This is a genomic window from Variovorax sp. RKNM96 (assembly GCF_017161115.1).
GTDB lineage: Bacteria > Pseudomonadota > Gammaproteobacteria > Burkholderiales > Burkholderiaceae_C > Variovorax.
This window is the reverse complement of record NZ_CP046508.1, coordinates 3,319,243-3,344,728: the sequence shown is the minus strand read 5'-3', so window position 1 is coordinate 3,344,728 and position 25,486 is coordinate 3,319,243. Positions and strand designations below refer to the sequence as shown.

Genomic DNA, 25,486 nt, shown 5'->3' with positions numbered 1-25,486 from the left:
CTTCGGTCAATCAGTCGTCATCGGCCGCATCGAGGCCCGGGAACAGGACCTCGGTGTAGCCGAAGCGCGAGAAATCGCGCACCCGCATCGGGTAGAGCTTGCCCAGCAGGTGATCGACTTCATGCTGCACCACGCGCGCATGGAAACCGCTCGCGACCCGATCGATGGGGTCGCCATACGGATCGAAGCCGGTATAGCGGATGTTGGCGAAACGCGGCACCACGCCGCGCAGGCCCGGCACCGAGAGACACCCTTCCCAGCCCTCTTCCTCGTCATCGCCGATGGGCGTGATCACGGGGTTAAGCAGCACGGTGCGGGGCACGGGCGGTGCGTCGGGGTAGCGGGGGTTGACGATGTCGGTACCGAAGATGACGAGCTGCTGGTCAACGCCGATCTGCGGTGCCGCGAGGCCGGCGCCGTTGACCGCATGCATGGTCTCGAACATGTCGCGCACCAGGAGGTGCAGTTCGTCGGTATCGAAAGCGGCGACCGGCTGCGCGATGCGCAGCAGCCGGGGGTCGCCCATCTTGAGTATTTCGCGAATGGCCATCGCGGGATTATCGCGACAGCCTCACACCCCGATCACGGGATACCCTGGGTGTTGTTCTTCGAGTCCGGCGTAGTCCACAGCCGTGCCGGGCCGCGGGGCATCTGCTGCGGCTGCGAGGGCGTGATGCCCGGAACACCACCACCGGCAGTGCCAGGACCCGAACGAGCACCGCCCCAATCGACCCGCGGGGGACGCGCAGCGGGGTAGCCGGGCCTCACCGCGGGGTAGCTCGGGCGCACGGCCGGATAGCCGGGGCGCCCCCCATAGTACGGACGACGGTCGTAGTAGCGGCCACGCTCGTAGTAGCCCCCGCCCTGGATATAGACCGGCGCGGGCGCAACGACCACGGGCGACGGATCGGAGTAATACGGCTGCGAGTAACCGCCGGAGTAGTCACCCGAGTAGTAGGGATCGCCGGGAACCGCAACGCAGCCCGTCAGCAGCGCGAGGCCGCCGAGGGCAATGCTGGCACCAAGAACACGGATTTTTTGCATGAGGGGCTCCTTGTTGGCCTTCAGTTTTCTTTCAACGTCAGGTTGTAGACCCTGTTGACTGCGCTGCGATGAAGTCGCGTAACGGCCGGTAAAGAGGCCGCCCGTCGCGCCTTCATTCCGTGACGCCGTTCTCGAGAATCTCCAGCATACGCGCCTCGTCGATCACCGTCACCCCGATTTCCCGGGCCTTGTCGAGCTTGCTGCCGGCCTCTTCGCCGGCCACGAGGTAATGGGTCTTCTTGCTGACAGAACCGGCGACCTTGGCACCGGCTGCCTCCAATTTATCCTTCGCCTCGTCGCGGCCCAGCGTAGGAAGGGTACCGGTGATCACGAAGGTCAGGCCCGCCAACGGCTTTGGCGCACGGGCCGCGGGCTCGCCCTCTTCCCAGGTCAGTCCGCAGGCGCGCAGCTGCTCGACGACCTCGCGGTTGTGCGGCTGGTCGAAGAAGGTACGCAGGCTCTGCGCCACCACCGGGCCGACGTCGTTGACCTCGAGCAGTTGCTCTTCGGTCGCGTCCATGATGGCGTCGAGCTTGCCGAAATGCTTGGCAAGGTCCTTCGCCGTGCTTTCGCCGACGTGCCGGATGCCCAGGCCGAACAGGAAGCGCGGCAGCGTGGTCTTCTTGGACGCCTCGAGCGCGTCGACAAGGTTCTTGGCCGACTTCTCGGCCATGCGGTCCAGCCCCGCGAGCGTGGTGAACCCGAGCTTGTAGAGATCGGGCAAGGTGCGAATGAGGTTGGCATCCACCAGCTGCTCGACCAGCTTGTCGCCCAGCCCGTCGACGTCGACCGCGCGCCGTGCCGCGAAATGCAGGATGGCCTCCTTGCGCTGCGCCGCGCAGAACAGGCCGCCGGTGCAGCGGTAGTCGACTTCTTCCTCTTCTCGCACGGCTGCCGAGCCGCACACGGGGCATTGGTGCGGCATGGTGAAGACCGGGCCGCGTTCGCCCTCGGGCTTGGCGAGGCTCTCGGGCACCACGCCGACCACCTCGGGAATCACGTCGCCCGCGCGCCGCACGATGACGGTGTCGCCCACGCGAACGTCCTTGCGGCGGGCCTCGTCCTCGTTGTGCAGCGTGGCGTTGGTCACAGTGACACCGCCGACGAACACTGGCGCAAGCTTGGCCACCGGCGTGAGCTTGCCGGTGCGACCGACCTGGATCTCGATGCCCAGCACCTCGGTCAGTTGCTCCTGCGCGGGGTACTTGTGCGCCACGGCCCAGCGCGGCTCGCGCGAGACAAAGCCCAGTTGCCGCTGCAGCTCGACGCTGTCGACCTTGTAGACCACGCCGTCGATGTCGTAGGGCAAGGCATCGCGCTGGCGGCCGATGTTTTCGTGGAACGCGATCAGCTCGATCGCGCCTTTCGCCCGTGCCGTCTGCGTGGCCACAGGGAAGCCCCAGGCGTGGAATTGCTGCAGCCAGTCGAGCTGGGTCGGGCAATCCGGCCCGCCTTCCGCGGCCGGCGTGACTTCGCCGAGACCGTACGCAAAGAAGCTCAGTGGCCGTGCCGCGGCAATCGCCGGATCGAGCTGGCGCACCGCACCGGCGGCGGCATTGCGCGGATTGACGAACACCTTCTCGTTCTTCTGGCCAGCGGCGATCTTCTCGCGCTGGCGTTCGTTGAGCGCGTCGAAGTCGGCGCGCTTCATGTAGACCTCGCCGCGCACCTCGACCACGGGCGGCGCCTTGCCGTTCAGGCGCAGCGGAATCTCGCGCACCGTGCGGATGTTCTGCGTGACGTCCTCGCCGACTTCGCCGTCGCCGCGCGTCGCAGCCTGCACCAGCACGCCGTCTTCGTAGCGCAGGTTCATGGCGAGGCCGTCGAACTTGAGCTCGCAGACGTACTCGACCTGCGGCCCGTCCTCGGCCAGGCCCAGTTCCTTGCGCACCCGCGCATCGAAGGCGCTCGCGCCGCCGGGCGTGATGTCGGTCTCGGTGCGGATCGACAGCATCGGCACCTTGTGGCGCACCTTGGTGAAGCCGTCGAGCACCTTGCCGCCCACGCGCTGCGTCGGTGAATCGGGCGTGCGCAGCTCGGGAAACTCCGTCTCCAGGGCCTGCAGGCGCTGGAAGAGCTTGTCGTACTCGGCGTCGGGCACCGAGGGCGCGTCGAGCACGTAATAAAGGTGGGCGTGCTTGTGAAGCTGTTCGCTCAGTGCGGCGGCTTCGCGTGCCGCTTCGTCGCGCGTCGTCATGTGGGTGTCTCCCGAAAAAATCGGATCAGCTGAAGAGTCGGCGGGCCAGGGGTGAGCCGGCCGCCAGATCACGCGCGTCGAGCGTGTCGTAGAGCTGCTCGAGGTCGTTGCCGATGACGTCCATCGTCTCGTCGCGCAGCAACTGGCCGTCGCTGTCGGTCACCACGCCGTCCATTTCGCGCGCGAGCGTAGCGGCAGCTTCACGCATGCGGCGGAATGGCTCTTCGGTGCGATCGACCTGCGGCACATCCAGGCTCAGGCTGAGTTCGCGGATGGCCGATTGCGCCGGGTCGTCGGCCAGCGCGGCCTGGGTGTCGAAGGCAAGGCCGAGGATCGGCGGCAGGCCGACTTCGCCCGTCGGCAGCACCATGCGCCCCGGAATGATGCCGGCCACGAACCCGAGCCGCGCGGCGTTCTGCTGCACGTAGCCCGGGCTCCAGGCCGCATGCAGCGCGCGCAGCACGAAGCCGAGTTGCGCATCGTGCGCGCTCGCGAACTGGTCGAGTTCGCGGGCGCGCGCCACTTCATCGAGCATCTCGGGAAATTCGGGCGAGCCGTTGACCGCATCGGCGAAAGCCTGCGCCTTGACCACGAATTCGGAATACTCGATCTCGTTGAGCGCGCCCGTGCGGTTGGCCAGTTGCACGCCGACCTGGAATGCGCTGTAGCGCTGCCCAGCGACAGGCGGCTCCCATTGGCCGGTGTGCTCGTTGAGACCTTCGATGGCAACCGGCTTGCTGCCCGCACGACGCGTCGGCGGCATGGCCGCGATGGCGGCGTCGCCCGAGGCGAGGCCGTCCAGCGACACCGGCGCGATCACGTCGATCAGCGGATCGAGCCCGCCGCGCCGCTCGCCGGTGGGCACCGGAACACCGCTGGGTGCCGGCAGGTCGGGATCGAACAGCGGCTCGTGGCGGTCTTGCGCCGAGAGCTGGTTCGGATCGACATGCAGCCTGGGCTCCATGTCATCGCCCGACGACATCGAGCGCTCCACGTCGGCCAGCGCGGTGTCCACCGCGTCCGGCTGGCGTGGCGCATTGCGGCGCGACATCAGGGCTTCGTAGCCGACGACAGCCGCGAGAACGAGGCCGCCAAGAATGGAGAGAGCGAGAGTGAGGTTGCTCATGCGCGCCGCCAGCCTCAGGCGGCCTCGACCATGGAAGCCGCAGCCTCCATGTCCACCGCGACGATGCGCGAAACGCCCTGCTCCTGCATCGTGACGCCGATCAACTGCTCGGCCATTTCCATGGCGATCTTGTTGTGGCTGATGAAGAGGAACTGGGTTTCGCGGCTCATGGCGGTCACGAGTTTGGCATAGCGCTCGGTGTTCGCGTCGTCCAGCGGCGCGTCCACTTCGTCCAGCAGGCAGAACGGCGCCGGATTGAGCTGGAAGATCGCAAACACCAGCGCGATGGCCGTGAGCGCCTTCTCGCCGCCCGAGAGCAGGTGGATGGTCTGGTTCTTCTTGCCGGGCGGCTGTGCGAGCACCTGAACGCCGGCATCGAGGATTTCGTCGCCCGTCATCACGAGCCTTGCATTGCCGCCGCCGAAGAGCTCGGGGAACATGCGGCTGAAGTGCTCGTTGACGATCTTGAAGGTGCCGCCGAGCAGGTCGCGCGTTTCGGCGTCGATCTTGCGGATGGCGTCTTCGAGCGTGCCGATGGCTTCGTTCAGGTCGGCCGACTGGGCGTCGAGGAAGGTCTTGCGCTCGCTGGCAATGGCGAGCTCGTCGAGCGCGGCCAGGTTCACCGCGCCGAGCGCCACCACCTCGCGGTTGAGGCGATCGATTTCGCTCTGCAGGCCCGTGAGGCGCACCTTGTCGGTCTCGATCGATTGCGCGATGGCTTCGAGGTCGGCGCCGGCATCTTCCAGCAGTTGCTGGTACTGCTCGACACCCAGGCGCGCGGCCTGTTCCTTGAGCTGGAATTCGGTGATGCGCTGGCGCAGCGGATCGAGTTCGCGTTCCAGCTGCAGGCGGCGCTCGTCGCTCGCGCGCAGCTTGAGCGTGAGGTCGTCGTACTGGCTGCGCGATGCGCCCAGCGCGGTTTCGCGTTCGAGCTTGAGCGACAGCGCATCCTGCAAGCCGGCTTGCGCGGCGGCGTCGGAGAGCCGGCCGAGCTCGGCGCGGGCGCGCTCGTCTTCGTCGGTGAGTGCCACGACCTGCTGCGATGCAGTCTCGATTGCGCGATTCAATTCGGCGCGGCGCGCTTCGAGCGTGCGCTGCGAGAAGGTGGCCTCCTGCGCCTGGCGTTCGAGGCTGCGGTGCTGCTCGCGGCTGGCATTCAGCGCGCGTCCGGCTTCGATCACGCGCTCGTCGAGCTGCGCGTGACGCTCCTGGCTGTCGGCCAGTTGCATGTCGAGTTCTTCGAAGCGGCCTTCGGCGGCGATGCGCTTTTCCTGCAGTTCTTCGAGCTGCGCGTCGACTTCGCCAAGGTCGGAAGCCAATTGCTGGCTGCGCGCACGCGTCTGCTCGGCGAGCTGGGTCATGCGCAGCGTTTCGACCTGCAGTTCGTGGGCGCGCGACTGGGTGTCGGCGGCTTCGCGACGCGCGGTCACGAGGCGTTGCGCGGCATCGCCGTAGGCCGCTTCCGCACGGATCAGCGCGATGCGCGCTTCTTCGTTGATGAGCGTCTGGGCCTTGAGCTGGCGCTCCAGGTTTTCCATTTCCTGCTGACGGGCCAGGAGGCCGGCCTGCTCGGAATCGGGCGCGTAGAAGTTGACGCTGTGCGACGACACGGCGTGGCCGCTCTGCACATAGATGACTTCGCCCGGCTGCAGCGTGGCGCGCTGCGCCAGTGCTTCCTCGAAGCTGGTGGCGGTGTAGCAGCCGTGGAGCCAATCGTTCAGCAGCGCTTGCTGGCCAGCATCGTTCAGGCGCAGCAGGCTCGACAGCCGCGGCAGCGTCGCCGCGCCCTGCGGCGCACCGGCCGACGGCGGACTGTAGAACGCCAGCTTGGCCGGCGGTGCGTCGTTGCCGAAGGCACGGACCATGTCGAGCCGGCTGACTTCGAGCGCACCCAGGCGCTCGCGGAGCGCGGCTTCGAGCGCGCTCTCCCAGCCCTGCTCGATGTGGATGCGGCTCCACAGGCCCTGCAGGCCGTCCAGGCCGTGCTTGGCGAGCCAGGGGGCCAGCTTGCCGTCGGTCTTGACCTTTTCCTGCAGCGCACGGAGCGCTTCGAGCCGCGCCGAGAACTCGGCATGGCGCGCACCTTCGGTGTTGACGGCCTGCTGCTTCGCGCGGCGGTCGTCGTCCAGTTGCGGCACGGCTTCCTGCAGTTCGTGCAGGCGGGCCTCGGCTTCGCTGGCGGTTTCCTGCGCGGCGGCCAGTTGCTCCTGCATGTCGAGCAGGCGGGCCTCGTCGGGTGCGGCCAGCGCGTTCTGGTCGGCGCGAAGGCGCTCGCTGCGCTGTGTGAGCTGGCGGCTCTGGTCTTCGATGTTGCGCTGGTCGGCGGCCAGCACCTGGATCTGCTGCTGCACCTGCGACACGGTCGTGCGCTGGCTGTTGGCCTCGTCCTGGGCGCGCTGCACGGCTTCTTCGAGCTCGGGCATGCGCGCGTCGTGTTCTTCGAGCTGCGCGGCCAGAAGGATCGCCTGCTCTTCGGCATCGACGCCCTTGCCGGCCAGCGTTTCGATCTCGGTCTCGGCCTCTTCGCGGCGCGTGCCCCATTGGCCCATCTGCTCGCGCAACTGGACCAGCCGCTGCTCGACACGCTGACGGCCTTCGACCACGAAGCGGATCTCGCCTTCGAGCCGGCCGACTTCGGCGCTGGCCTCGTAGAGCTTGCCCTGCGCCTGGTTGACCTGGTCGCCGGCCGCGTAGTGGGCCTGGCGCACGGTTTCGAGTTCGGCTTCGATGTGGCGCAAGTCGGCGGTGCGCGATTCGAGGTCGTTGATCGCCTTTTCCGAATCGGACTTGATCTTGGCCTGGTCGGCATCGCTCTCGCTGCGCTTCAGGAACCACAGCTGGTGCTGCTTCTTCGTGGCATCGCCCTGCAGCGTGTTGTAGCGCGCGGCCACCTCGGCCTGCTTCTCGAGCTTCTCGAGGTTGGCGTTGAGTTCGCGCAGGATGTCTTCGACGCGCGTGAGGTTCTCGCGCGTGTCGCCCAGGCGGTTTTCGGTTTCGCGGCGACGTTCCTTGTACTTGGAGACGCCGGCGGCTTCCTCGAGGAACAGGCGCAGTTCCTCGGGCTTGGATTCGATGATCCGGCTGATCGTGCCCTGGCCGATGATGGCGTAGGCGCGCGGCCCGAGGCCCGTGCCCAGGAACACGTCCTGCACGTCGCGGCGGCGCACCGGCTGGTTGTTGATGTAGTAGCTGCTGGTGCCGTCGCGCGTGAGCACGCGCCGCACCGCGATTTCGCCGAACTGGTTCCACTGGCCGCCGGCGCGGTGGTCGGCGTTGTCGAACACCAGCTCGACGCTCGAACGGCTGGCCTGCTTGCGGGTGGTCGTGCCGTTGAAGATCACGTCCTGCATCGACTCGCCGCGCAGCTCTGAGGCGCGCGATTCGCCGAGCACCCAGCGCACCGCATCCATGATGTTCGACTTGCCGCAACCGTTGGGCCCGACCACGCCGACCAGTTGGCCCGGCAGCAGGAAGTTGGTGGGTTCGGCGAACGACTTGAAGCCCGAGAGCTTGATGGAATTGAGACGCACGACTTGTCGGCCTGCCTTGGCATTAACGCCAAGGTATTGATTTGTAAGGAAAAATGCACGGGCCCGCAGCTTGAAGCGAGCCGCCGCCCCAGTCTTGGATGATAACGTCAGGGCATGAGTGTTTCTCCGGTTTTACCCCTTGCGGCACGACGCACCTGCCTGTTGGCGGGCGCTGCCTCCTTGCTCGGCCTGGCGGGCTGCGCGGCGACCCGATCGACCGAGCGCGCCGAACCCTATGCCAACCAGGAATGGCTGCAGTCCGGCGCCAACCGCATCGCGAATCTCTCCTTGCGCGACAACCTGCAGTCGATACGGCGTGTGCAGACCACGCTCTACAAACGCAACCCGCGCGAATGGCGCAAATCGGCGGCCAGCATCGACGAAGCCACCCAGCGGACTTGGGACGCGGTCCTGAAAGGCCCCGACCTGCCCGAGTTGCGCGGTGCCACCGGCATCGAGGCCATCCGGCTGGCGTTCGAGACGGGGCCGCAGCCCTACCAGGGCGACCGCGTCGCGGCGCTGGTGGTCGGCTGGGCCTCGTTGCTCAAGCAGGCCAATGGCGGCACCTGGGAGCAGACCATGATCGACGGCGTCGACGCCGAAAACAGCTACCGGGCCGCGCGCAATTTCGAGATCTCGCTCTGGCTGATCTCCTCCAAGACCGGCCCCGACGGCCAGCCGCTGCTGCTGGCCACCGAGATCAGCGAGCGCGGCCGCAACCTCGTGGCCGACCGCGAACTGTCGAAAGTGGTGGCCCGGCTCGACCTGCTGGCAGCACAGGCCGACGAGAAATACCGCCGTGCGGCGCTCGATTTCGGGCAGAACTGGGTCATGGGCGTGGTCATGCCCTTCTTCACGATGCTGCCGAAATAGGCCCGCCGAATCGCATGAATCTCTAGGAAATATATTTCCCCAAATGCCATTTGCGGTAATATATTTCCGTGACCAAGCAGGAACTCATCACCACCCTCGCCGCGCGGCGCGATGCCGCAGGCCTCTCGACCGCCGAGATCGCGCTGCGTTCGGGACTGACCGAGCGCTCGGTGCGCAATGCCTTGAGCCTCCAGGGCAATCCGCAGCTGTCGTCGCTGCTCGCGCTGGTGGATGCGCTCGGGCTGGAACTGCAACTGGCGCCCAAGGGCTTCGGCGAAACCGCGGCCACCGACCCCGGCTACCGCCCCGTCACCACCCGCGTGGGCCATGCGATCGCGCAGGCCCCGGCACCGCCGCCGTACACCACCAACAACAAGCGCCGCTCGCCATGAACGTCAAGATCCTCGAGATCTCGCTCGGTACGCGGCGTTTCGGCAAGCTCTTCCAGTACGCCGACCTCTGCCGCTTCGTGGCGGAGCCCGAACTGATCGCCGCGCCGCCGCCCGAAGTGCTGTCCCTCTCGATGGTGGCGAGCGACCCCGCCACGCAGGCCGCCCTCTGGAGCGACGTGAAGAACCCGCTCTTCAATGCCCAGGGCGGCCAGTTGCCGCGCTTCTTCCAGAACCTGCTGCCCGAAGGCGTGCTGCGCAGCCACATCGCGCAGTTGCGCGGCTGCCGCGAGAACGATCACTTTGAGTTGCTCGCGGCCTGCGGCGGCGATCTGCCCGGCGCGGTGAGCGCCAAGCCGGTGTCGGTGGACCGCGGCACGCTGCAGCGGCTCATTACCCAGGACCAGGACGCGCTCGAGATGTCGGTGGTCGAGTTGCCGATGCCGCAGGGCATCTCGGTGTCGGGCGTGCAGCCCAAGCTGGGCCTGCGCCGCCAGGGCGGGCGCTACGTGGCACGCACGCGGGCCGGCGTGAGCACGCGCGTGATTGCGAAGCTGCCCGTGGCCGGGCGACCGCACATGCCGCAGCTCGAAATGCTCTCGTTGCAAATGGCAGGTGCCGCAGGCGTCGAGGTGTGCAATGCCGAACTCGCGCCGCTCTCGGCCATCAAGGCCGAGCACAGCTACGCATTGCCCGACGAGCCCGAATTCCTGGCCGTGACGCGCTTCGACCGCGACGGTGCGCGCCGCATCCATTTCGAGGACTTCGCACAGGTGCTCGCCGTCGACCCGATGCACAAGTACAGCGCGAGCTACCTCGACATGGCGCTCGCGATGCAGGCCTTCCCCTCGCTGGGCGAGGACGCGGTGCTCGAGCTCGTGCGGCGCCTCGCGGTGAACGACCTGCTCGGCAACCCCGACGCCCACCTGAAGAACTTCGGCGTGCTGTATGCCGACGGCATCGCGCCGCGGTTGGCGCCGGCCTACGACATCGTGGCGTACGCAGCGATCCAGGGCGTCGACGGCCATGCGCTTCCGCTCCTTCCGACGAACGCCACAGCACCCCGGCGCACCGCCCTCTTCACGCCCGCCAACGTGCGCGCCTTCTGCTTCTCGACCGGCCTGCACGAACCGCTGGTGCGGCGCGTGGTCACCGACACGGCACGGCTCGCACGCAGCCTCTGGCCCGAAATGATCGACGCCTCGACGCTGCCGGCGCCGTGGAAAAAGCGGCTGCAGCAGCGCTTGCAGGCACACCCCTTGCTGCAAGGCATGACCAAGCGCGGCAAATAGAAAAACGGAAAACCGCGCCCCCTAGAATGATTCAGCCCTTCACCCCTCAACCCATTCGAGGCAGCAGCAACTCATGAGCTCCATCAATTTCATCGGCGGCGAAAAAGGCGGTGTCGGCAAGTCGGTCACGGCGCGCGTCCTGGCGCAGTACTTCATCGACCGCAGCCGCCCTTTCACCGGCTTCGACACCGACCGCTCGCACAGCTCGTTCACCCGCTTCTACGAAGGCTTCGCCTCGCCCGTCGTGGTGGACAGCTACGAAGGACTCGACACGGTCGTGAACGGTTTCGAAAGCAATCCGAAGCAGAGCGTGATCGTCGACCTGGCCGCCCAGACACTGGCGCCGCTGTCGCGCTGGATCAAGGAATCGGACCTGTTCGACGTGTTCGCCGAAATCGGCGTGACCGTCAATTTCTGGCACGTGCTCGACGATGGCAAGGACTCCACCGACCTGCTCGGCACGCTGATCGATACCTTCGGCAACCGGCCGAACTACATCGTGGTGCAGAACTATGGCCGCGGCAGCGATTTCGGGATGCTGCTGGCTTCGCAATCGCTCTCCAAGGCGAATGCGAACGGCGCGCGGGTCATTGCCCTGCCGCGCCTGCACGAAGCGAGCATGCGCAAGATCGATGCACAGAACACGAGCTTCTGGAAGGCCGTGAACGATCGCGAAGGCGCGCACGCGCTGGGCCTGCTGGAACGCCAGCGCGTGAAGTCGTGGCTGGCCACGGCTTACGCCGCGTTCGACACGCTGCCGCTCTAGCGCCTCAGATCATCCCGCCGTTGATCGAGATCACCTGCCCGGTGATGTAGGCCGCGTCGTCGCTGGCCAGGAACGAAGCCAGCGCGGCCACTTCCTGCGGCGTTCCCGCCCGCTTCACCGGCACCATCTGGTTGATGACCGCGGGATCGAACACCGCATCCGCCATCGGCGAAGCGATGATCCCCGGCGCGATCGCATTGACCGTCACGCCACGCGACGCCACTTCGAGCGACAGCGCCTTGGTCGCGCTGTTGAGCGCACCCTTGGCCGCGGCGTAGTTGACCTGCCCGCGGTTGCCGGTGATCGCGGACACCGACGAGATGTTCAAGATGCGCCCCCAGCGCGTGCGCATCATCGGCAGCAGCAATGGCTGGGTCACACGGAAGAAGCCGTTGAGCGACACGTCGATCACCTTGTGCCATTGATCGGCGCGCATGCCCGGCAGCACCGCGTCGTCATGCACACCGGCGTTGTTGACGAGGATCTGGACCGCCCCACCCTCCAGGATGCGCGCACACGCGGCCGCCGAGGCTTCGTCGCTGCGCAGGTCGAACACATGGCATTCGGCCTTGCCGCCCGCCGCAGTGATCGAAGCCGCCAGTTGCTCGACTGCTTCCGGCCGCGAATTGGCGTGCAGCAGCACCGTCGCGCCATCCCGCGCAAACCGTTCGGCCATGGCCGCGCCGAGTGCGCCGCTGGCGCCGGTGATCAGCGCGCGTTTTCCTTCGAGACTCATGATGCGGTGCTTTCTGTTGCGAGCGGTGTGTTCAGGACCACCACGGCGCGGCCCTCGGCGAGCGTGCGGCCGTCTTCGACGCTGACCGCGAATTCATAGAGGATCTGCCGCTCGTCGCCCGACAGGCGCCGGGCCTGCACCTGCAATGCGCCTTCGATGTCATCGAGCCGGGCGACGGCCAGCCGCACATTGCGCGCGCTCGCCAGAAAACCGGCCGAGGGCGCGCTGCCCTCCGCAGCCAGCAAACCGCCATGCAGCGCCATGGCCTGCGCCGCGTATTCGATGGCATTCGGCGCCAGCAATCCGCCGGCCGTGCGCAGCGGGTTGTCCGCCAGCCTATGGGTCGTGGTGCTGCAGCGGATCACGTCCGCATCCCACCCGTCGAGCCGCTCCAGCAGGCACATGCTGCCGCTGTGCGGGATGCGCTGGGCGATGCCTGCGCGGTCGAGCGTCTGCGCCGCCGTCAAGCGGCGGCCTCCAGGTCGGCCACCAGCAGCACGTTGGCGAACGGCGTGCCTTGGCTCATCGGAATGCTCTGCACGCGGAAACCCAGGCGCTGCAGCAGCGCCGCCCATTCGGCGAGCGGACGGCCCCAGGTCGGCGAGACCTTGTGGCCGCGGATGCGCGTCACCGTGCGATCGACCCACTGGCTGATCGCGAAACCGCGCCGGCTCGATGCGTCGCCCACGCGCAGCAGCAAGCGGGCCTTCGGGTTGCCGCCGCGCTGGAGCGCATCGCGCACGCGCGTCAACACGCCCTCTTGCGCCGTGAGGTCCACGTAGTGCAGCACGTCGAGGATCACGACCAGGTCGCAATCGGGCAAGGCGGCCGAACACATGTCGGCACACACCAAGCGCGGCGTCGGCTGCAGATGGCCGACGGAGGCCTCGGCGCGCGCCACGTCCTTGGGCATCAACTCGATGCCCGTGTAGTCCGCAGTCGCCGGCGTGGTCGGCCACGAGGCCGGCCAGCGCCCTTGCTGCTGCATCGTGCTCATCGACGCCAGCAGGCTCACGAAGAGGCCCTGCCCGCAGCCGATATCGACCACGCGCCGATGCTGCGCATCGATCAGCCCGCGTTCGAGGAGGCCACGGAACACCGGATCGCGCCCGAGCTTGCCGCGCGCGAACTGCCAGGCGAAGGTGCCGCCCTTCTTGTAGGGAACGGTCGCGGCTTCGTGCAGCTCGCGCCACGCGTTGTCCGTGGATGACGACGACATCACGGCGCTCACGACTTCATCCCTTCGGGCAGGGTCACGGCGCGCAATCCTTCGGCGCGCAGGCGTTCGAGCAACAAGGGCAGTACCTCCAGCAAAACGGGTTGTCCTTCGGCGGTGCGCGCGGCGTTGCCGTCGTGCAGCAACAGGATGTCGCGGGCCTGCAGGTTGCGGGCGAGGCGCGCCATCACCTTGGTGGCGTCACCTTCGCGCGTGTCGAAACCGCGGCGCGTCCAGCTCACGAGCGAGAGGCCCAGGCGGTGCAGCACCGGTTCGAGAAACGGATTGCGCAGCCCGGCGGGCGCGCGGAAACAGGTCGGGCGCTGGCCGGTCACCTCGGTCAGGATGTCCTGCGCCCGCGCGATCTCGCTCGCGAAGCCGCGCGGCCCGAGGAACGAGAAGTTGTGCCGGTGCCGCGCCGTGTGGTTCTGGATGCTGTGGCCGCGCGCCACGATCTCGCGCGCCAGTTCCGGATGCGCCAGCACGCGCTCGGCGATGCAGAAGAAGGTGGCGCGCTGGCCGTGCGCATCGAGCAGGTCGAGCACGCGCGGTGTGACTTCGGGTTCCGGCCCGTCGTCGATGGTGATCGCCACTTCGCGGCGAGCAGCGGCCGCTTCGGGCAAGCGCGTCACGTTGGGGCCCAGCAGGTTGCTGCGTGGCGTGAGCCCGGCGCCGGTGATCAGCGCGTGATTGAGCACGATCGCGCCGATGGCCCACGGCCACGCGCCCGGCACCAGCACGCCTGCGCCGATGGCCGCCACATGCCAAGCCGCGCTGGCACGCATGGCCGGCGGCCAGGGCCAGGATTCGGGGGTGGCGGTTGCGGAAGACATCACGGCGGATTTTCCCATCAGGTGTGCCGCTTGGACGGCGTCACATGCCGGGCGAACGCCGCTGACAGCAGCAGCGCCAGCAAGGCCCCCGGCGCCACCACGCGACCGATTGACGACAACGCTGGAATGTCCGATATCGCAATCAAGCCGAAAGAGACCACCGTCGTGAGATTGGCCAGCATCAGCGAGGCCAGCGTGTCCTCATCCGCCCGCCCCGTCGTGCGCAGCTGGTCGAAGAACAACGCGTAGTTCGAGCCCACCGCCACGATCAGCAGCAGCCCCACCAGATGCAGGATGCCGAGCGCGGCCTGCGCGAGCGCCATGCCGCCCAGCGTGAGCATCACCGCGAACACCAGCGGCTGGCATACCGCCAGCAGCCGGCGCCACGAGCGCAGGTAGATGCCCAGCAGCACCACCACCGCCAGCGCGCCGAGCAGCACCTGCACGAAGGCCTCGTGCAGATAGCGCTGGTAGAGGCTCGCGAGTTCGCGGCCGACATCGACCACCTGCACGTCGGTAGTGCCGGCCAACGCAGCTTCGAGCCGGCCCTGGTCGAATTTCGGGCCGGGGTGCAACACGAGCAGCGTTGCCCATCCGCCACCCGGGCGCTGGTACATCAGCGTGTTCAGCACGGAGCCGAGCGGCCCGCCGGCGAGGTCGGCGCGCTGCACGGGCTCCAGCTTGCGCGCCGCCTCGACGTCGGCCAGGAACGGCCCGAGCCGCGAGGCCGGCAGCGGCAAGCCCTTCGTGGCCTCGGCCAGGCTGGTTTGCAGCGTGGCCGCATCAGGCAGGCTCGCGATGCGCGCCGACTGCGCAGCCGCGCTGGGCAGCACGCGCGTGACCGCCTCGTAGCCGACCAGTTCGGCCGTATCGACCAGTGCATCGAGCTTGGCCGCGGCCGCTTCAGTGTTGCGCAGCGCCGCCTGATCGTCGTCGCCGTAAGCCACGACCAGCACGCCGCCGTCGCTCGCGCCGATGTCGTTGCGCAGCATCTCGTCGAGCTGCTGGGCCGACTTGGGCACCGGGCTCATCGCCCCCAGGTCGGCGCGCCACAGGTGCCCGCCCTGCCACAGCACCAGACCCAGCGCAGCCACGCCGAGCGCGGCCAGCGGCCAGCGCAGGCGCGGCAGGCCGCGCACCAGCATGCCGGCGACCTGCGCCATGTACCTGCGCATGCCCATGCCGGTTGCGCCATCGGGTGCGAGCATCGGTAGCACATAGCGCGTGGCCAGCGCCGCGGCGACCAGGCCGGCAATGGAGAACACGCCCAATTGCGCGAGCCCCGGAAAGCCCGAGAACACCAGCGCCGCGAAGCCGCACACCGAGGTCAGCAGGCCCAGCCGCACGGTGGGCCAGTTCAGGTCGCGCCAACGCTGCCAGCCGGTGCCGGCCACGGCGGCTCCGCGCGCCTGGATCAGGTAATAGATGGCGTAGTCCACCGTCTCGCCGATCAGCGTGCTGCCGAACCCCAGCGTGAGGCCGTGCACCGAACCGAACACCAGGCTCACGCTCGCGGTGCCGATCACCACGCCCGTCGCCACCGGCAGGAAGGCGATCAGCAGCGCGCGCGGCGAGGCAAAGGCCAGCAGCAGGAGCGCGCCCATCACGACGCCGCCGACGATCGCGAGGTGGATCGCTTCGGTCTTGATCTTGTCGCGGCTCATCACCGAGAACACCGGCGGGCCGCTCAGCAGCAGCTTCGGCTTCGCCTCGCCCATCTCGCGCGTGGCGGCTTCGAAGGCCGCATGCACCTTCGCGATGGCCACGGCCTGCGCATCGAGGTCGCTGCCGGCAGCGCGCGTGGTGGCGATCATCAGCGCGCGCGGTGCGCTGCGCGACATCCACACGCCGTCTTCGCTGCGCGGCGCGCTCGCGGGCACCAGCTCCATGGCGATGCGCTGCGTCTCGCCGGTCGGGTCGCGGTCGAGGAAGGGCTTGATCACGTTGCCGGCTGGCGTGCCGAGCATCGACAGCGTTTCGTTGATCGCGTCACGCAGGCCTGCGGCGGTGAACTGCGCAGGCGTGACGCCGGGCGACAGCTGATAGCGGTGCTGGAACACCCAGGTGCCGGCCTCGCTCCAGTCGCCGACGTCGCCGTTCTGGATCAGGTCGAAGAGCTGGCTCTCGCGCATGACCTTGGCCGTGGCGCGCGACGCCGCGGCGCGCTGCTCGGCGCTGCCGCCCTCGATGCCCAGCATCAGCGTGCGCGAGGCAACGCCGCTTTGCAGCTGCTCGATCAGCACGCGCTGGCGCAGGTCCGGGCTCTTGGGCAGGAACGCCGAGAGATCGGCGCCGATCTGCGTGCGCGCGATGACAAACGCACCGCACAGCAGCACCAGCAGCCACGCCAGCAGCACAGCCGCCCTGCGCTGCCAGCTCGGCGGCCCCCCGCCTGCTGCGCCGCCGTCACCGCAGTCACGGTGTGGTGCGTCCGGCCGCGCCGGACGGAGCCGCGTTGGCGGGTGCCGCGGCGGCGGGCGCAGGTGCCGGTGCGTTCGGCGAGATGTTCATGACCGAGCGGTCACCGCCGACGAACTCCATCTCCAGCCCCAGCACGTCGCTCGCGCGGCCGCTGATGCGGATGCTGCGCACCTGCGCCGCAAGCCGGCTGTCCATGGGCGTGAGGTCGAGCGTCCATTTGGTCGGCGCGCCAGTCACGGTGCTCTTGAAGTAGCGCTGCAGCGTAGCGCCATCGCCACTCAGCGTGCCACGCATGGCTTCCACCAGGCCGAGCAGCTCGGGCATGCTGTCCAGCGCCAGCGTGCGGTTGCGGCCGCCGCGCGACAAGGTCAGGGTATTGCCGTCGACCGCCATGGTCTCGATGCGCGGCGACAAGGTGCGGCGCACGAGCTTGTCGGGGGCATCGAAGCTCAGCGTGCCGCTCGCATCGAGCGGGCCTTCCAGGCCGTGCACGAAGCGTTGTTCGGTGAAGCGGGCCTCGCCGCTCTTCTGCTTGGCCAGGAGGCCCATCAGCTCGGGCAGGTCGAACGCCCACGCCGGCGCAGCGCAGAAAGCCACCGCGAGCACCAACACCCTGCAAAGCCGGTCAAGCCGCATCTTCGAGCCAGAAATCATGAAAGTTGAACCAGTTGTACGGATAAGCGCGGCACAGCGCCTCCAGGCGTGCGACGTAGGCCTCGACCGCGGCACGGATGCGCCGCTCGCGGTCCGCGGCGTCGGTTGCCGGCTCGGCGAAGTCGGCCAGCAGATCGAACCGGACATCGTAGCGGGCACCGCCACCGTAGAGGCCGGCCATGAAGAACACCTTGCGGCGCAGCAGCGCCGCGAGCCGGAACGGCCCGTCGTTGAAGGTGGCGGGTTGCCCGAGGAACGGCAGCACGATGTTGTTGCCGCGGTGGTGCGAGGGCTGGTCTTCGCTGCCCGGCAGGGTGCGGTCGGCCAGCATGCCGCCCAGGCCGCCGTCGTCGAGCCAGTCGCGCAGCGCGAGCATCGAATTCGGCCGGCCGAGCGCGATCACGTGGGGCCGCATCTCGGGCACCGCGATGTGGTTGAGGATGGCCGTGATGCGCTGCGCGTTGTCCGGATACATCAGCATCGCGAGGCGCAGGCCCTTCTGGTGCGTGTGGTTCTTGCAGGCGCCCATGACCTCGAAGCTGCCCACGTGTGCACCGAGCAGGAAAGCGCCCCGCCCTTCGGCCGCCTCGGTCTCGAGCGGAACATTGCCCTCGATCGTCAGCTTGAAGAGGTCCATGCGCCCGCGCAGGAAATACACCCGGTCGAGCACCGTCGAGGAGAACGCATGCAGCAACCGGTAGCCGTCGATCCAGCCCGCATGCGGGCCGATGGCCCTGAACAGGTAGCGCTTGATCTGCCGGCGCGGCGACGGCGCGAACAGCAGGAAGTACAGGCTGATCGGTGGCAGCAGCAGGCGTGTGACATGGCGCCCGCACACCAGGGCCATGAAGCAGATGAAGCGCAGCGCCAGCATGTTGCTGCGCTCGGGTGCCTGGGTCCAGCCGGTCTTCTGTGCGGTCTGGGCCGCCTCGTTGACGGCGCGGGTTTCGGCGTCGGTGTGCTTCATCACGCAGACTCTTGCACAGCAGTCCAGCGGCCAGTGACAGCCACCACGCCGTCGCAGCGCACGTCGAAACGCACGCCGCGGCCGGCGCCGGCTTCCGGTTGCAGTTCGATGGAAAGCGTGCTGCCGGGCCGCACGGGCGCAAGGAACTTGGCGGCCGCGAGCGTCGGGTTTGCCCCGAGGCGCGCGACCAGCGCCGGCACGCGCTGGATGGCCTCCATGACCTCGGCCAGCACCAGCGCACCGGGCAGCAGCGGCTGGCCGGGGAAATGGCCGGCGAAAGAAGGATGGTCGGCGGGCACCGTGTGGGCGATCTTCACCGGCGTGTCGTCTTCCGCGAGCTGCGCCAGCGCGAATTCGCGCAGCGCCCGCACCGTGAGCTTGCCGGTGCCTTCGCGCGGAAAGGACTTCACCTGCACCACGCGCCGCGGCACGAACACCGCCTCGAGGCGCTGCCGCAGCGCAGCGATGATCGCGCCCGCGGTCAGCGTCGGCGCGACCACGAAGGCCACCGGCCGCACCACGCCGTCGGCCACTTCGTCGGGCAGCCAGAAGGCGCCGTCGTCGACGCCGGGGATGCTGTTCAGGTGGTAGTTCAGGTGCGCGAGCGAGCTGCGCCGGCCGGCCACGTGGATCAGGTCGTTCGCGCGGCCGAACAGGCGAAAGCGCCGGTCGTCCAGCAGTTCGAGCACGTCGGCCAGCGGCGTCGGCTCGGGCAGGAAGTCGCCTTCGAAGATGAAGCGCTCCGGACCATCGCCCTCGCCCGGCTCCGCGCGCACGCGGATCTGGCCGAAGTTTTCCCAGATGTCGCTTTCGGTCGTGCGGCGCGTGGCGACCTGGCCCGACTCGGTGCTGCCGTAGATTTCAAGCAGCACGCCGCCCATGGCCTGCTCGGCCTGGAGCGCGAGCTGCGGCGAGAGCGGCGCGGTGGCCGAGAGGATCAGGTCCACCGGCGGCAGCTCGATGCCCGAGAGCAGCAGCGTCTTCAGATGGAACGGCGTGGTCACCAGTGCGCGCGGGCGCGGCACCGAGGCCAGCGTCTGCGCCACGTCGGCCGGAAAGAACGGCCGCCCGCTTTCGAAAGCGGCACCGCCCAGCATCGCCAGCAGCACCGACGATTCGAGCCCGTAGCTGTGCTGCACCGGCACGGTCGCAACCAGCGTGAGGCCTTCGAGCGAGGGACGACCGAGGACGCGGCTGAGCCGATCGACCGCGACGGCCACGTCGCCCACCAGCGTGCGCCAGGTCTTGGCATGCGGCTGCGGCGCGCCGGTGGAACCCGAGGTGAGCAGGCTGGCCGCGTGCATCGCGCCGTCGAACGCGGGCACGGTCGCGCTCGCATCGCCTTCGAGGCTGGAGCGGTCTTCGATCAGCACGCGCTGCATGCCGGGCGTCTGGAGCTTGGTGTCGTCGGTGAGTGCGAAAAGGCGGGTGCCATGGCTCTCGACCAGGCGCGCCAGCGTGTCGGGCCGCGCATCGGGCGGCAAGAGGCTCGCATGGCCGCGCATCAGCGCGGCGCCAAGGCTCACTGCGAAGGCGTAGCGGTCGACGCACAGGTTGACCGCGGGGCCCTCGGCCGGCAGCACCGGCGCGAAGCGGGCCACGTCGGCCAGGAACTGGCGGGTGCTCACGGGCACGCCGGCGCGCCAGGCCAGGGGGGCATCGGGGTCGCGGTCCGCGAGCAGGGGCAGGAAATGGGTTTCTGTCGTCACGCGGGCTGTGCCTGTGTCACCGGGGGCCGGCGCCGTTGTCGGCTGGCTCGATCGTCGAGGTGCCGTAGAAGGCGCGCACCGCATCGACCAGGCGCGTGCGCTCGAACTCGGGGTGCAGCCTGTAGCGAATCAGGTGCTCGCCCACGAAAAGCAGCGCCACCGACACCGGCGACAGCACATTGGCCAGCAGCGACCAAGCCGAGAACGGCATCGTCAGGTAGACCACGATCGACGACACGACCACCACCGCGAAATACACGGTCCAGATCTGCGTGAGATGCGTCGTGTAGGACAGCATGTGCCCCTTGAGCGGATGCACGCGCTGCGCGAATTGCGTGATCAGCGGCAGGCCGCGGCCGCGCAGCGTGGAGCCGAACCAGCCGCACAGCGCGCCGTTGATGCCCACGTGCTGCAGCACATAGAGACGGTTCGGATCGCCCGCCTCACCCAGGAAGACGAGCGCAAAGCCTCCGAGGCCCAGCGCCAGCGCGGCGGCAAAGCCCCAGCGGCCGAACCAGCTCGCCGCGCAGCCCATGGCCGCAATCCAGAGCGGCCCCAGAAGCACCACCACCGCCCACGGCTCGGTGGCGTGGAACAGGGTCATCCAGTGAGAGAGGCCGGCATAGGCCACTCCCACCAGCAGCAGGAGCGCCAGTCGCCATCGTGACATGGGTCAGGAAGCGCTGCGGTGCTGGGCGACGTGGGTCGCGAGCGTGCGCAGCGACTGAAAGATCTGCTGGTTGCGTTCGTCGTCCGAACGCAGCTGGAAACCGTAGCGCCGCGAGACTTCGAGCGCAACTTCGAGAATGTCGATGGAGTCCAGGCCGAGGCCTTCGCCGTACAGCGGCTCGGTGGGAACGATGTCCTCAGGCGCAACCTCGAGATTGAGAGCGCTCACGAGCAGCACGGCGAGTTCTTTTTCGATCGGCGACTGTTCTGACGCATCGCCAGTGGCGGGAATGGGGGGCTGAGCAGTCGATGACAAAAAAACCTCCTGAAAACTTTTTCCTGAACCTATCGTGCGGCCGTGGATTATAGGAGTGCCGCTTGATTAGACTGACCGCTTCGATACGACCCGGAGCCCTCCATGGCAGACCCCCTTCTGATCGCCCGCCACGACAGCATCGAGTGCGCCCTCCTCCCCAGTCTTGCCAACCGCCATGGCCTCATCACCGGCGCCACCGGCACCGGCAAGACCGTCACCCTGCAGACCATCGCCGAGAAGCTCTCCAGCATCGGCGTGCCGGTGTTCATGGCCGACGTCAAGGGCGACCTGACCGGCATCAGCCAGAAAGGCACCATCGGCGACAAGCTGGCCGCCACACTCAAGGAACGCGGCATCGACGTGCCCGAGCCCTCGGCCTGCCCCGTCACGCTGTGGGACGTGTTCGGCGAACAGGGCCATCCGGTGAGGGCCACCGTGTCCGACATGGGCCCGCTGCTGCTGGCCCGCATGCTCGACCTGAACGACACCCAGGCCGGCGTGCTGAACCTGGTGTTCAAGATCGCCGACGACAACGGCATGCTGCTGCTCGACCTGAAGGACCTGCGCGCCATGCTGCAGTACGTGGGCGAGAACGCCAGCCAGTTCACCACCCAGTACGGCAACATCAGCGCCGCCAGCGTGGGCGCCATCCAGCGCGGCCTGCTGCAGATCGAGACCCAGGGCGGCGACAAGTTCTTCGGCGAGCCGATGCTCAACATCGCCGACTTCATGCAGACCGTGGGCGGCAAGGGCGTGGTCAACGTGCTGGCCGCCGACAAGCTGATGAACTCGCCGCGCCTGTACGCGACTTTCCTGCTCTGGATGCTGTCGGAGCTGTTCGAGCAACTGCCCGAAATCGGCGACCCCGACCAGCCCAAGCTGGCCTTCTTCTTCGACGAGGCCCACCTGCTCTTCAACGAGGCGCCCAAGGCGCTGGTGGAGCGCATCGAACTCGTGGTGCGGCTCGTGCGCTCCAAGGGCGTGGGCGTGTATTTCGTCACCCAGAACCCGCTGGACATTCCCGACACGGTGCTGGCCCAGCTCGGCAACCGCGTGCAGCACGCGCTGCGCGCCTTCACCCCGCGCGACCAGAAGGCCGTGAAGGCCGCCGCCAGCACCATGCGCCAGAAGCCGGGCCTGGACATCGAGACCGCCATCACCGAACTCGCGGTGGGCGAGGCGCTGGTGAGCTTCCTCGACGAAAAGGGCCGCCCGAGCGTGACCGAGCGCGTGTTCGTGCTGCCGCCGGGCAGCCAGCTCGGCCCGATCACGCCCGACCAGCGCAAGGCGTTGATCGCCAACTCGCTCGTCGCCGGCGTGTACGAGAAGACGGTGGACCGCGAATCGGCCTACGAAAAGCTCAAGGGCCGCGCCGAGTCCGCACCCGATGCGCCTGCGGGCAAGGCGCCCGCCGGCAAGGCCGGCACCGAGGAAGCCGGCTCCGGCATGGGCGGCATGCTCAACGACATGATCTTCGGCAGCACCGGCCCGCGCGGCGGCAAGCGCGACGGCCTGGTGCAGACCATGGCCAAGTCGGCGGTGCGCACCATGGGCACTTCGGTGGGCAAGGAAATCCTGCGCGGCGTGCTCGGCGGGATCTTCGGCAGCAAGAAGCGCTGAGGCCGGCAACCACCACCTGCGCAACAGAGACCCGCATGTCCACCAGCAAGCTGCCGGACAACGAGGTCCACCAGTTCTGGGAGCGCTGCATCTGGCCGCGCGTGCTCACGCAAAGCGAGCGCGAGGTGGTCTACAAGGCGCTCTTCACCCGCGAGCACGGCCCGGGCGAATTCGTCTGCCAGCGCAACGAGATCGCCGACAGCTGGATCGGCGTGATTCGCGGCTTCTTGCGCGTGCAGGACACCTCGGCCGACGGCAAGCCGGTGATGTTCACCGGCGTGGCCACCGGCGGCTGGATCGGCGAAGGCTCGCTGCTGAAGGTCGAGCAGCGCAAATACGAGATTGCCGCAACCCGCCCCACCACCACGCTGCACCTGCCGCGCGACACCTTCGCGTGGCTGCTGGACCGCAGCGTGCCCTTCAACCACTTCATGCTGTCGCACCTGAACGAACGGCTGAGCCAGTTCATCGCCACGGTGAAGTTCGACCGGCTGCTGGAGCCCACCGCCCGCGTGGCGCGCGGCATCGCAAGCCTGTTCCATCCGGTGCTCTATCCGAACACCGACGCCACGCTGCAGATCAGCCAGGAAGAAATCGGCTGGATGGTGGGCGTGTCGCGCCAGCGGGTGAACGCGGCGCTGCACGAGCTCGAAGCGGCGCAACTCATCAAGACGGGCTACGGCTACATCAACGTGCTCGACAGGCAGCGCCTGTCGAGGTTTCCGAACAATCAGCCCGGTTGAGGGCTACGCGGCTCAGAACGCCACGGACACCGGCGCGGCCGGCAGGTCCTGCCCGCCCGGGCCGTTGCGGAAGGTGGTCGGGCTCCACGGCACCTGCCCCACGCCCGGCTTGCTCCAGTTGCACACGCCGTCGGGGAACGTCGCCTGCAGGCGGACCTGCTGGCCGCCCGTGAAGCGGATGCCGGCATAGTCGGCCGATGCGAAGTCGATCGGCTTCAACTGGCACTTGAACACGTCTTCCGACAGCGGCCCACCGGACACGATGCGCACCGACTCGTAGGGCCTGACCGGGCACGCGGAGGTGGTGAAGCCGACGTCCACCAGTTCGGCCGTGGTCATGCCCGCGGTCGCGATACAGGAATCGACCGCGTCGGAGGGCTTGTTCTTCACGACCTTCTTTTCCTTCGCATCGCTCGAGGTGTCGGCCTCCATGGCGCTCAGCCAGCGGTCCATCATCAGGAAAGCCTGCTTCGTCAACGCCACGCCGGTGCCGGCTGCGCTCGCCAGCACCACGTGGTTGTCGTGCCCGCCGTTGCCTGCATCGAGCCGCGCGCGCTGCTCGAAGGTGCGCCAGGCCATGTGGATGTCGGCGCCCAGCTCGGGCCGCAGGTCGATGATCGGCACCTTCGCAAGGTTCTTCGCGTAGCTGACGAGGCCGCTGCGATAGAGCGCGGTCATCGCACTGGTCTGCGCCCTGGCGCGCACCGCGGGAATGACGGCCTTGTCGCCCGACCAGATCATGTCGGCGTCCCAACTGCCGATGCCTTCGTTGAGCGCCACGAACTCTTCGGGCGTGATGGCGCCGGAGCGCAAGGCCTTCAGCCCGTACTGCACGCCCGCGTTGTCGTACGGCAGGTTGGGCACGGTGTTGCCGTTGAGCTCGGTGGTGCCGAGGATCGCGGTCATGACGTCGTGGATGGTGCAGCGCACGCCGTTGGGCCGCAGCACCGGGTCATACACCAGCGCAGCCGGGAAGCCCGGTCCGCAATTGGTGGACTGCACCGGGTTCTGCGGCGCGAGGAACGAATAGACCCACATGGTGCAGTAGTCGGCCGTCGGATGGCCCTCGATGGCGGCCCTTGCCGCCTGCGAGAGGCCCGCGCCCGGACCCGTGCCGTAGTAGCGCCAGAGATTGCCGCAGTCGCGCGTCTCGATCCAGGTCGTCACCGCATCGGGGTAGCTGTAGCCGGTCTGCAGGCCGTCGAGCAGGCCCGGCATCACCGAGGCCGGCACCGTCTGCATCATCGAGCCGCCCGAGCCACCGTCGGACATGGTGAAGCGGATCTCGCCGTAGGTGTCGATGATGTGCTCCTTGACCATCATGATGTTCTCGGCCGCGAGGAACTCGTTGTTGTTGTCGTTGTGGTTCGTCAGCTGCGAATTGACGGTCATGAAGCCGGCGCGCAGCGCGTTGTCGTCGAAGAGCGCCGTGCCCGGGTTCTGCTGGAAGCGGTTGCCCGAGGCCGAGGCGCCCATCTTCCAGAGCACCTTGCCGTTCCAGCCTTTCTGCGGCTCCCATGGCGTCCAGGGCTTGGCGGGGTCGAAGTACACCGCCACCTGGTATTCGCTGCGGCCCATGGTGCCGAGCTCCACGCGCAGCAGGGCCTTCACCGTGTCGCCGCGGTCGGTGGTGAAGTTCGCGATGTCGGTGTCCTTCGGGCGCTTGGTGGGGTCGTACTGCAGGAAGCAGGCGTAGGGGCCGAAGGGCTGCCGGCCGCAGTCCGTGCCTTCCTTGGCCTTGGGCTGGTAGTAGTAGGTGTAGATGGTGGGCGCGTTGCAGTCGGCGTCGACGGGGTCGGCACCGAGCCCGCTCACCTGCGTCGTCACGCTTGCCGACAGGCCGGTGCCCGGCACCGTGACCGTCGCGACCGAGCCCGCCTTCGTCGCGCAGATCCACGGCTGCACCGGCGTGCCCGCGAAGATGTTGCCGCCGCGGCCGAAGTTCTCGATCGCGAGCTTCGCGCCGGTCTTGGTGGACTTGAGCGTGGCGGTGAGCGTGTTGCTGCCCACGCGAAGCCCGGTCACGGTGCCGAGCACGCGGCCATTCGCACGCAGGGCGAAGGCGGAAGACACGTCCTTGCCGTCCAGGTCCACGGCGAGGTCGAGCGCGCTCTTGCCCTCGGGCAGCACGATTTCGACATAGGCATCGCCGTCGCTGATCATGTCGGCGCGGTTCGACAGCGTGCGGATCTTCAGCTCGCCGGCTGTTTGCGCCGGGGGGCCTTCACCGGGTGGCGGATTGTTCGTGGGCGGCGCGTTGCCGGATGGCGGTACGATCGGCACGAAGCCGCTGCCACCTCCCCCGTCGCCGCCGCAGTTGATGAGGGAAGCCAACACACACAGGCCCAGTACCCTGAGCCCCGCTCGATAGATGTCTCGCATCGT

Annotated in this window: 22 protein-coding genes; 6 read left to right on the top strand and 16 right to left on the bottom strand. The window is 68.1% G+C overall.

The window, feature by feature from the left end; genetic code table 11:
* Window positions 1–10 precede the first annotated feature (10 nt).
* The 5 genes from def to smc form a co-directional block, all read right to left on the bottom strand.
* Complete coding sequence (gene def / locus GNX71_RS15420; RefSeq protein ID WP_206179107.1) at window positions 11–550, bottom strand: peptide deformylase; 540 nt, start codon at window positions 548–550, stop codon at window positions 11–13.
* Between the two features lie 32 nt (window positions 551–582).
* A complete protein-coding gene (locus GNX71_RS15415) occupies window positions 583–1,044 on the bottom strand; it encodes a hypothetical protein (RefSeq protein WP_206179106.1) in 462 nt (153 codons plus the stop codon).
* A 112-nt stretch (window positions 1,045–1,156) separates the two neighbouring features.
* Complete coding sequence (gene ligA, locus GNX71_RS15410) at window positions 1,157–3,241, bottom strand: NAD-dependent DNA ligase LigA (RefSeq protein ID WP_206179105.1); 2,085 nt, start codon at window positions 3,239–3,241, stop codon at window positions 1,157–1,159.
* A gap of 25 nt (window positions 3,242–3,266) precedes the next feature.
* Window positions 3,267–4,367: a cell division protein ZipA C-terminal FtsZ-binding domain-containing protein gene (locus GNX71_RS15405; RefSeq protein ID WP_206179104.1), complete on the bottom strand. Its 1,101-nt coding sequence runs from the start codon at window positions 4,365–4,367 to the stop codon at window positions 3,267–3,269.
* Between the two features lie 14 nt (window positions 4,368–4,381).
* Entirely contained in the window at window positions 4,382–7,897 is a 3,516-nt protein-coding gene (smc, locus tag GNX71_RS15400) for a chromosome segregation protein SMC (protein WP_206179103.1), read from the bottom strand.
* Between the two features lie 114 nt (window positions 7,898–8,011).
* On the opposite strand from smc, the gene GNX71_RS15395 reads away from it, so the two are divergent.
* The 4 genes from GNX71_RS15395 to GNX71_RS15380 all read left to right on the top strand — a co-directional run bounded on the left by GNX71_RS15395 (window position 8,012) and on the right by GNX71_RS15380 (window position 11,217).
* Window positions 8,012–8,770, top strand: coding sequence for a hypothetical protein (locus tag GNX71_RS15395; protein WP_206179102.1), 759 nt, complete (start codon window positions 8,012–8,014; stop codon window positions 8,768–8,770).
* A gap of 68 nt (window positions 8,771–8,838) precedes the next feature.
* The gene (locus GNX71_RS15390; protein WP_206179101.1) at window positions 8,839–9,162 is read left to right on the top strand and encodes a helix-turn-helix domain-containing protein; all 324 of its coding nucleotides are present in this window, start codon (window positions 8,839–8,841) and stop codon (window positions 9,160–9,162) included.
* Window positions 9,159–10,451, top strand: a complete 1,293-nt coding sequence (locus GNX71_RS15385; protein ID WP_206179100.1) for a type II toxin-antitoxin system HipA family toxin — start codon at window positions 9,159–9,161, stop codon at window positions 10,449–10,451. Before GNX71_RS15390 ends, GNX71_RS15385 begins: the two co-directional genes overlap by 4 nt.
* A 73-nt stretch (window positions 10,452–10,524) precedes the next feature.
* On the top strand, window positions 10,525–11,217 hold the full coding sequence (locus GNX71_RS15380) for a mobilization protein (RefSeq protein WP_013541643.1): 693 nt from the start codon (window positions 10,525–10,527) through the stop codon (window positions 11,215–11,217).
* 4 nt (window positions 11,218–11,221) lie between these two features.
* On the opposite strand, the gene fabG is transcribed toward GNX71_RS15380, so the two are convergent.
* Genes fabG through GNX71_RS15330 form a run of 10 tightly spaced genes read right to left on the bottom strand, consistent with a single transcriptional unit; the run spans window position 11,222 to window position 20,738 of the window.
* A complete protein-coding gene (gene fabG, locus GNX71_RS15375; RefSeq protein ID WP_176657573.1) occupies window positions 11,222–11,953 on the bottom strand; it encodes a 3-oxoacyl-ACP reductase FabG in 732 nt (243 codons plus the stop codon).
* A complete protein-coding gene (locus GNX71_RS15370; RefSeq protein WP_206179099.1) occupies window positions 11,950–12,420 on the bottom strand; it encodes a hydroxymyristoyl-ACP dehydratase in 471 nt (156 codons plus the stop codon). Before GNX71_RS15370 ends, fabG begins: the two co-directional genes overlap by 4 nt.
* A complete protein-coding gene (locus tag GNX71_RS15365; protein WP_206179098.1) occupies window positions 12,417–13,184 on the bottom strand; it encodes a class I SAM-dependent methyltransferase in 768 nt (255 codons plus the stop codon). The genes GNX71_RS15370 and GNX71_RS15365 overlap by 4 nt, the downstream gene beginning before the upstream one ends.
* A complete protein-coding gene (locus GNX71_RS15360) occupies window positions 13,181–14,020 on the bottom strand; it encodes a polysaccharide deacetylase family protein (RefSeq protein WP_206179097.1) in 840 nt (279 codons plus the stop codon). The genes GNX71_RS15365 and GNX71_RS15360 overlap by 4 nt, the downstream gene beginning before the upstream one ends.
* Complete coding sequence (locus GNX71_RS15355; RefSeq protein ID WP_206179096.1) at window positions 14,020–16,359, bottom strand: transporter; 2,340 nt, start codon at window positions 16,357–16,359, stop codon at window positions 14,020–14,022. Before GNX71_RS15355 ends, GNX71_RS15360 begins: the two co-directional genes overlap by 1 nt.
* Window positions 16,360–16,417: 58 nt before the next feature.
* Window positions 16,418–17,077, bottom strand: coding sequence for an outer membrane lipoprotein carrier protein LolA (locus tag GNX71_RS15350; protein ID WP_241027276.1), 660 nt, complete (start codon window positions 17,075–17,077; stop codon window positions 16,418–16,420).
* On the bottom strand, window positions 17,049–18,044 hold the full coding sequence (locus GNX71_RS15345; protein WP_206179095.1) for an acyl-CoA synthetase: 996 nt from the start codon (window positions 18,042–18,044) through the stop codon (window positions 17,049–17,051). Before GNX71_RS15345 ends, GNX71_RS15350 begins: the two co-directional genes overlap by 29 nt.
* Window positions 18,044–19,753 (bottom strand): AMP-binding protein, encoded by a 1,710-nt coding sequence (locus GNX71_RS15340; RefSeq protein ID WP_206179094.1) that lies wholly within the window; start codon window positions 19,751–19,753, stop codon window positions 18,044–18,046. Before GNX71_RS15340 ends, GNX71_RS15345 begins: the two co-directional genes overlap by 1 nt.
* A gap of 16 nt (window positions 19,754–19,769) precedes the next feature.
* Window positions 19,770–20,423, bottom strand: a complete 654-nt coding sequence (locus GNX71_RS15335) for a hypothetical protein (protein WP_206179093.1) — start codon at window positions 20,421–20,423, stop codon at window positions 19,770–19,772.
* A gap of 3 nt (window positions 20,424–20,426) precedes the next feature.
* Window positions 20,427–20,738: a phosphopantetheine-binding protein gene (locus tag GNX71_RS15330; RefSeq protein ID WP_206179092.1), complete on the bottom strand. Its 312-nt coding sequence runs from the start codon at window positions 20,736–20,738 to the stop codon at window positions 20,427–20,429.
* A gap of 102 nt (window positions 20,739–20,840) precedes the next feature.
* Between GNX71_RS15330 and GNX71_RS15325 the strand changes: the two genes are divergently transcribed.
* Window positions 20,841–22,358 carry a helicase HerA-like C-terminal domain-containing protein gene (locus tag GNX71_RS15325; RefSeq protein WP_206179091.1) on the top strand — a complete coding sequence of 506 codons (1,518 nt, stop codon included), beginning with the start codon at window positions 20,841–20,843 and terminating at the stop codon, window positions 22,356–22,358.
* 35 nt (window positions 22,359–22,393) lie between these two features.
* On the top strand, window positions 22,394–23,101 hold the full coding sequence (locus GNX71_RS15320) for a Crp/Fnr family transcriptional regulator (RefSeq protein ID WP_206179090.1): 708 nt from the start codon (window positions 22,394–22,396) through the stop codon (window positions 23,099–23,101).
* A 12-nt stretch (window positions 23,102–23,113) separates the two neighbouring features.
* On the opposite strand, the gene GNX71_RS15315 is transcribed toward GNX71_RS15320, so the two are convergent.
* Window positions 23,114–25,483 (bottom strand): DUF6351 family protein, encoded by a 2,370-nt coding sequence (locus GNX71_RS15315; RefSeq protein WP_206179089.1) that lies wholly within the window; start codon window positions 25,481–25,483, stop codon window positions 23,114–23,116.
* Between the last annotated feature and the right edge of the window lie 3 nt (window positions 25,484–25,486).

What these genes read in the sequence shown, in the direction of transcription:
- def (WP_206179107.1), bottom strand. Translation starts at nt 550, where the DNA reads ATGGCCATTCGCGAAATACTCAAGATGGGCGACCCCCGGCTGCTGCGC.
- GNX71_RS15415 (WP_206179106.1), bottom strand. Translation starts at nt 1,044, where the DNA reads ATGCAAAAAATCCGTGTTCTTGGTGCCAGCATTGCCCTCGGCGGCCTC.
- ligA (WP_206179105.1), bottom strand. Translation starts at nt 3,241, where the DNA reads ATGACGACGCGCGACGAAGCGGCACGCGAAGCCGCCGCACTGAGCGAA.
- GNX71_RS15405 (WP_206179104.1), bottom strand. Translation starts at nt 4,367, where the DNA reads ATGAGCAACCTCACTCTCGCTCTCTCCATTCTTGGCGGCCTCGTTCTC.
- GNX71_RS15395 (WP_206179102.1), top strand. Translation starts at nt 8,012, where the DNA reads ATGAGTGTTTCTCCGGTTTTACCCCTTGCGGCACGACGCACCTGCCTG.
- GNX71_RS15385 (WP_206179100.1), top strand. Translation starts at nt 9,159, where the DNA reads ATGAACGTCAAGATCCTCGAGATCTCGCTCGGTACGCGGCGTTTCGGC.
- GNX71_RS15380 (WP_013541643.1), top strand. Translation starts at nt 10,525, where the DNA reads ATGAGCTCCATCAATTTCATCGGCGGCGAAAAAGGCGGTGTCGGCAAG.
- fabG (WP_176657573.1), bottom strand. Translation starts at nt 11,953, where the DNA reads ATGAGTCTCGAAGGAAAACGCGCGCTGATCACCGGCGCCAGCGGCGCA.
- GNX71_RS15360 (WP_206179097.1), bottom strand. Translation starts at nt 14,020, where the DNA reads ATGGGAAAATCCGCCGTGATGTCTTCCGCAACCGCCACCCCCGAATCC.
- GNX71_RS15350 (WP_241027276.1), bottom strand. Translation starts at nt 17,077, where the DNA reads ATGATTTCTGGCTCGAAGATGCGGCTTGACCGGCTTTGCAGGGTGTTG.
- GNX71_RS15345 (WP_206179095.1), bottom strand. Translation starts at nt 18,044, where the DNA reads ATGAAGCACACCGACGCCGAAACCCGCGCCGTCAACGAGGCGGCCCAG.
- GNX71_RS15335 (WP_206179093.1), bottom strand. Translation starts at nt 20,423, where the DNA reads ATGTCACGATGGCGACTGGCGCTCCTGCTGCTGGTGGGAGTGGCCTAT.
- GNX71_RS15325 (WP_206179091.1), top strand. Translation starts at nt 20,841, where the DNA reads ATGGCAGACCCCCTTCTGATCGCCCGCCACGACAGCATCGAGTGCGCC.
- GNX71_RS15320 (WP_206179090.1), top strand. Translation starts at nt 22,394, where the DNA reads ATGTCCACCAGCAAGCTGCCGGACAACGAGGTCCACCAGTTCTGGGAG.
- GNX71_RS15315 (WP_206179089.1), bottom strand. Translation starts at nt 25,483, where the DNA reads ATGCGAGACATCTATCGAGCGGGGCTCAGGGTACTGGGCCTGTGTGTG.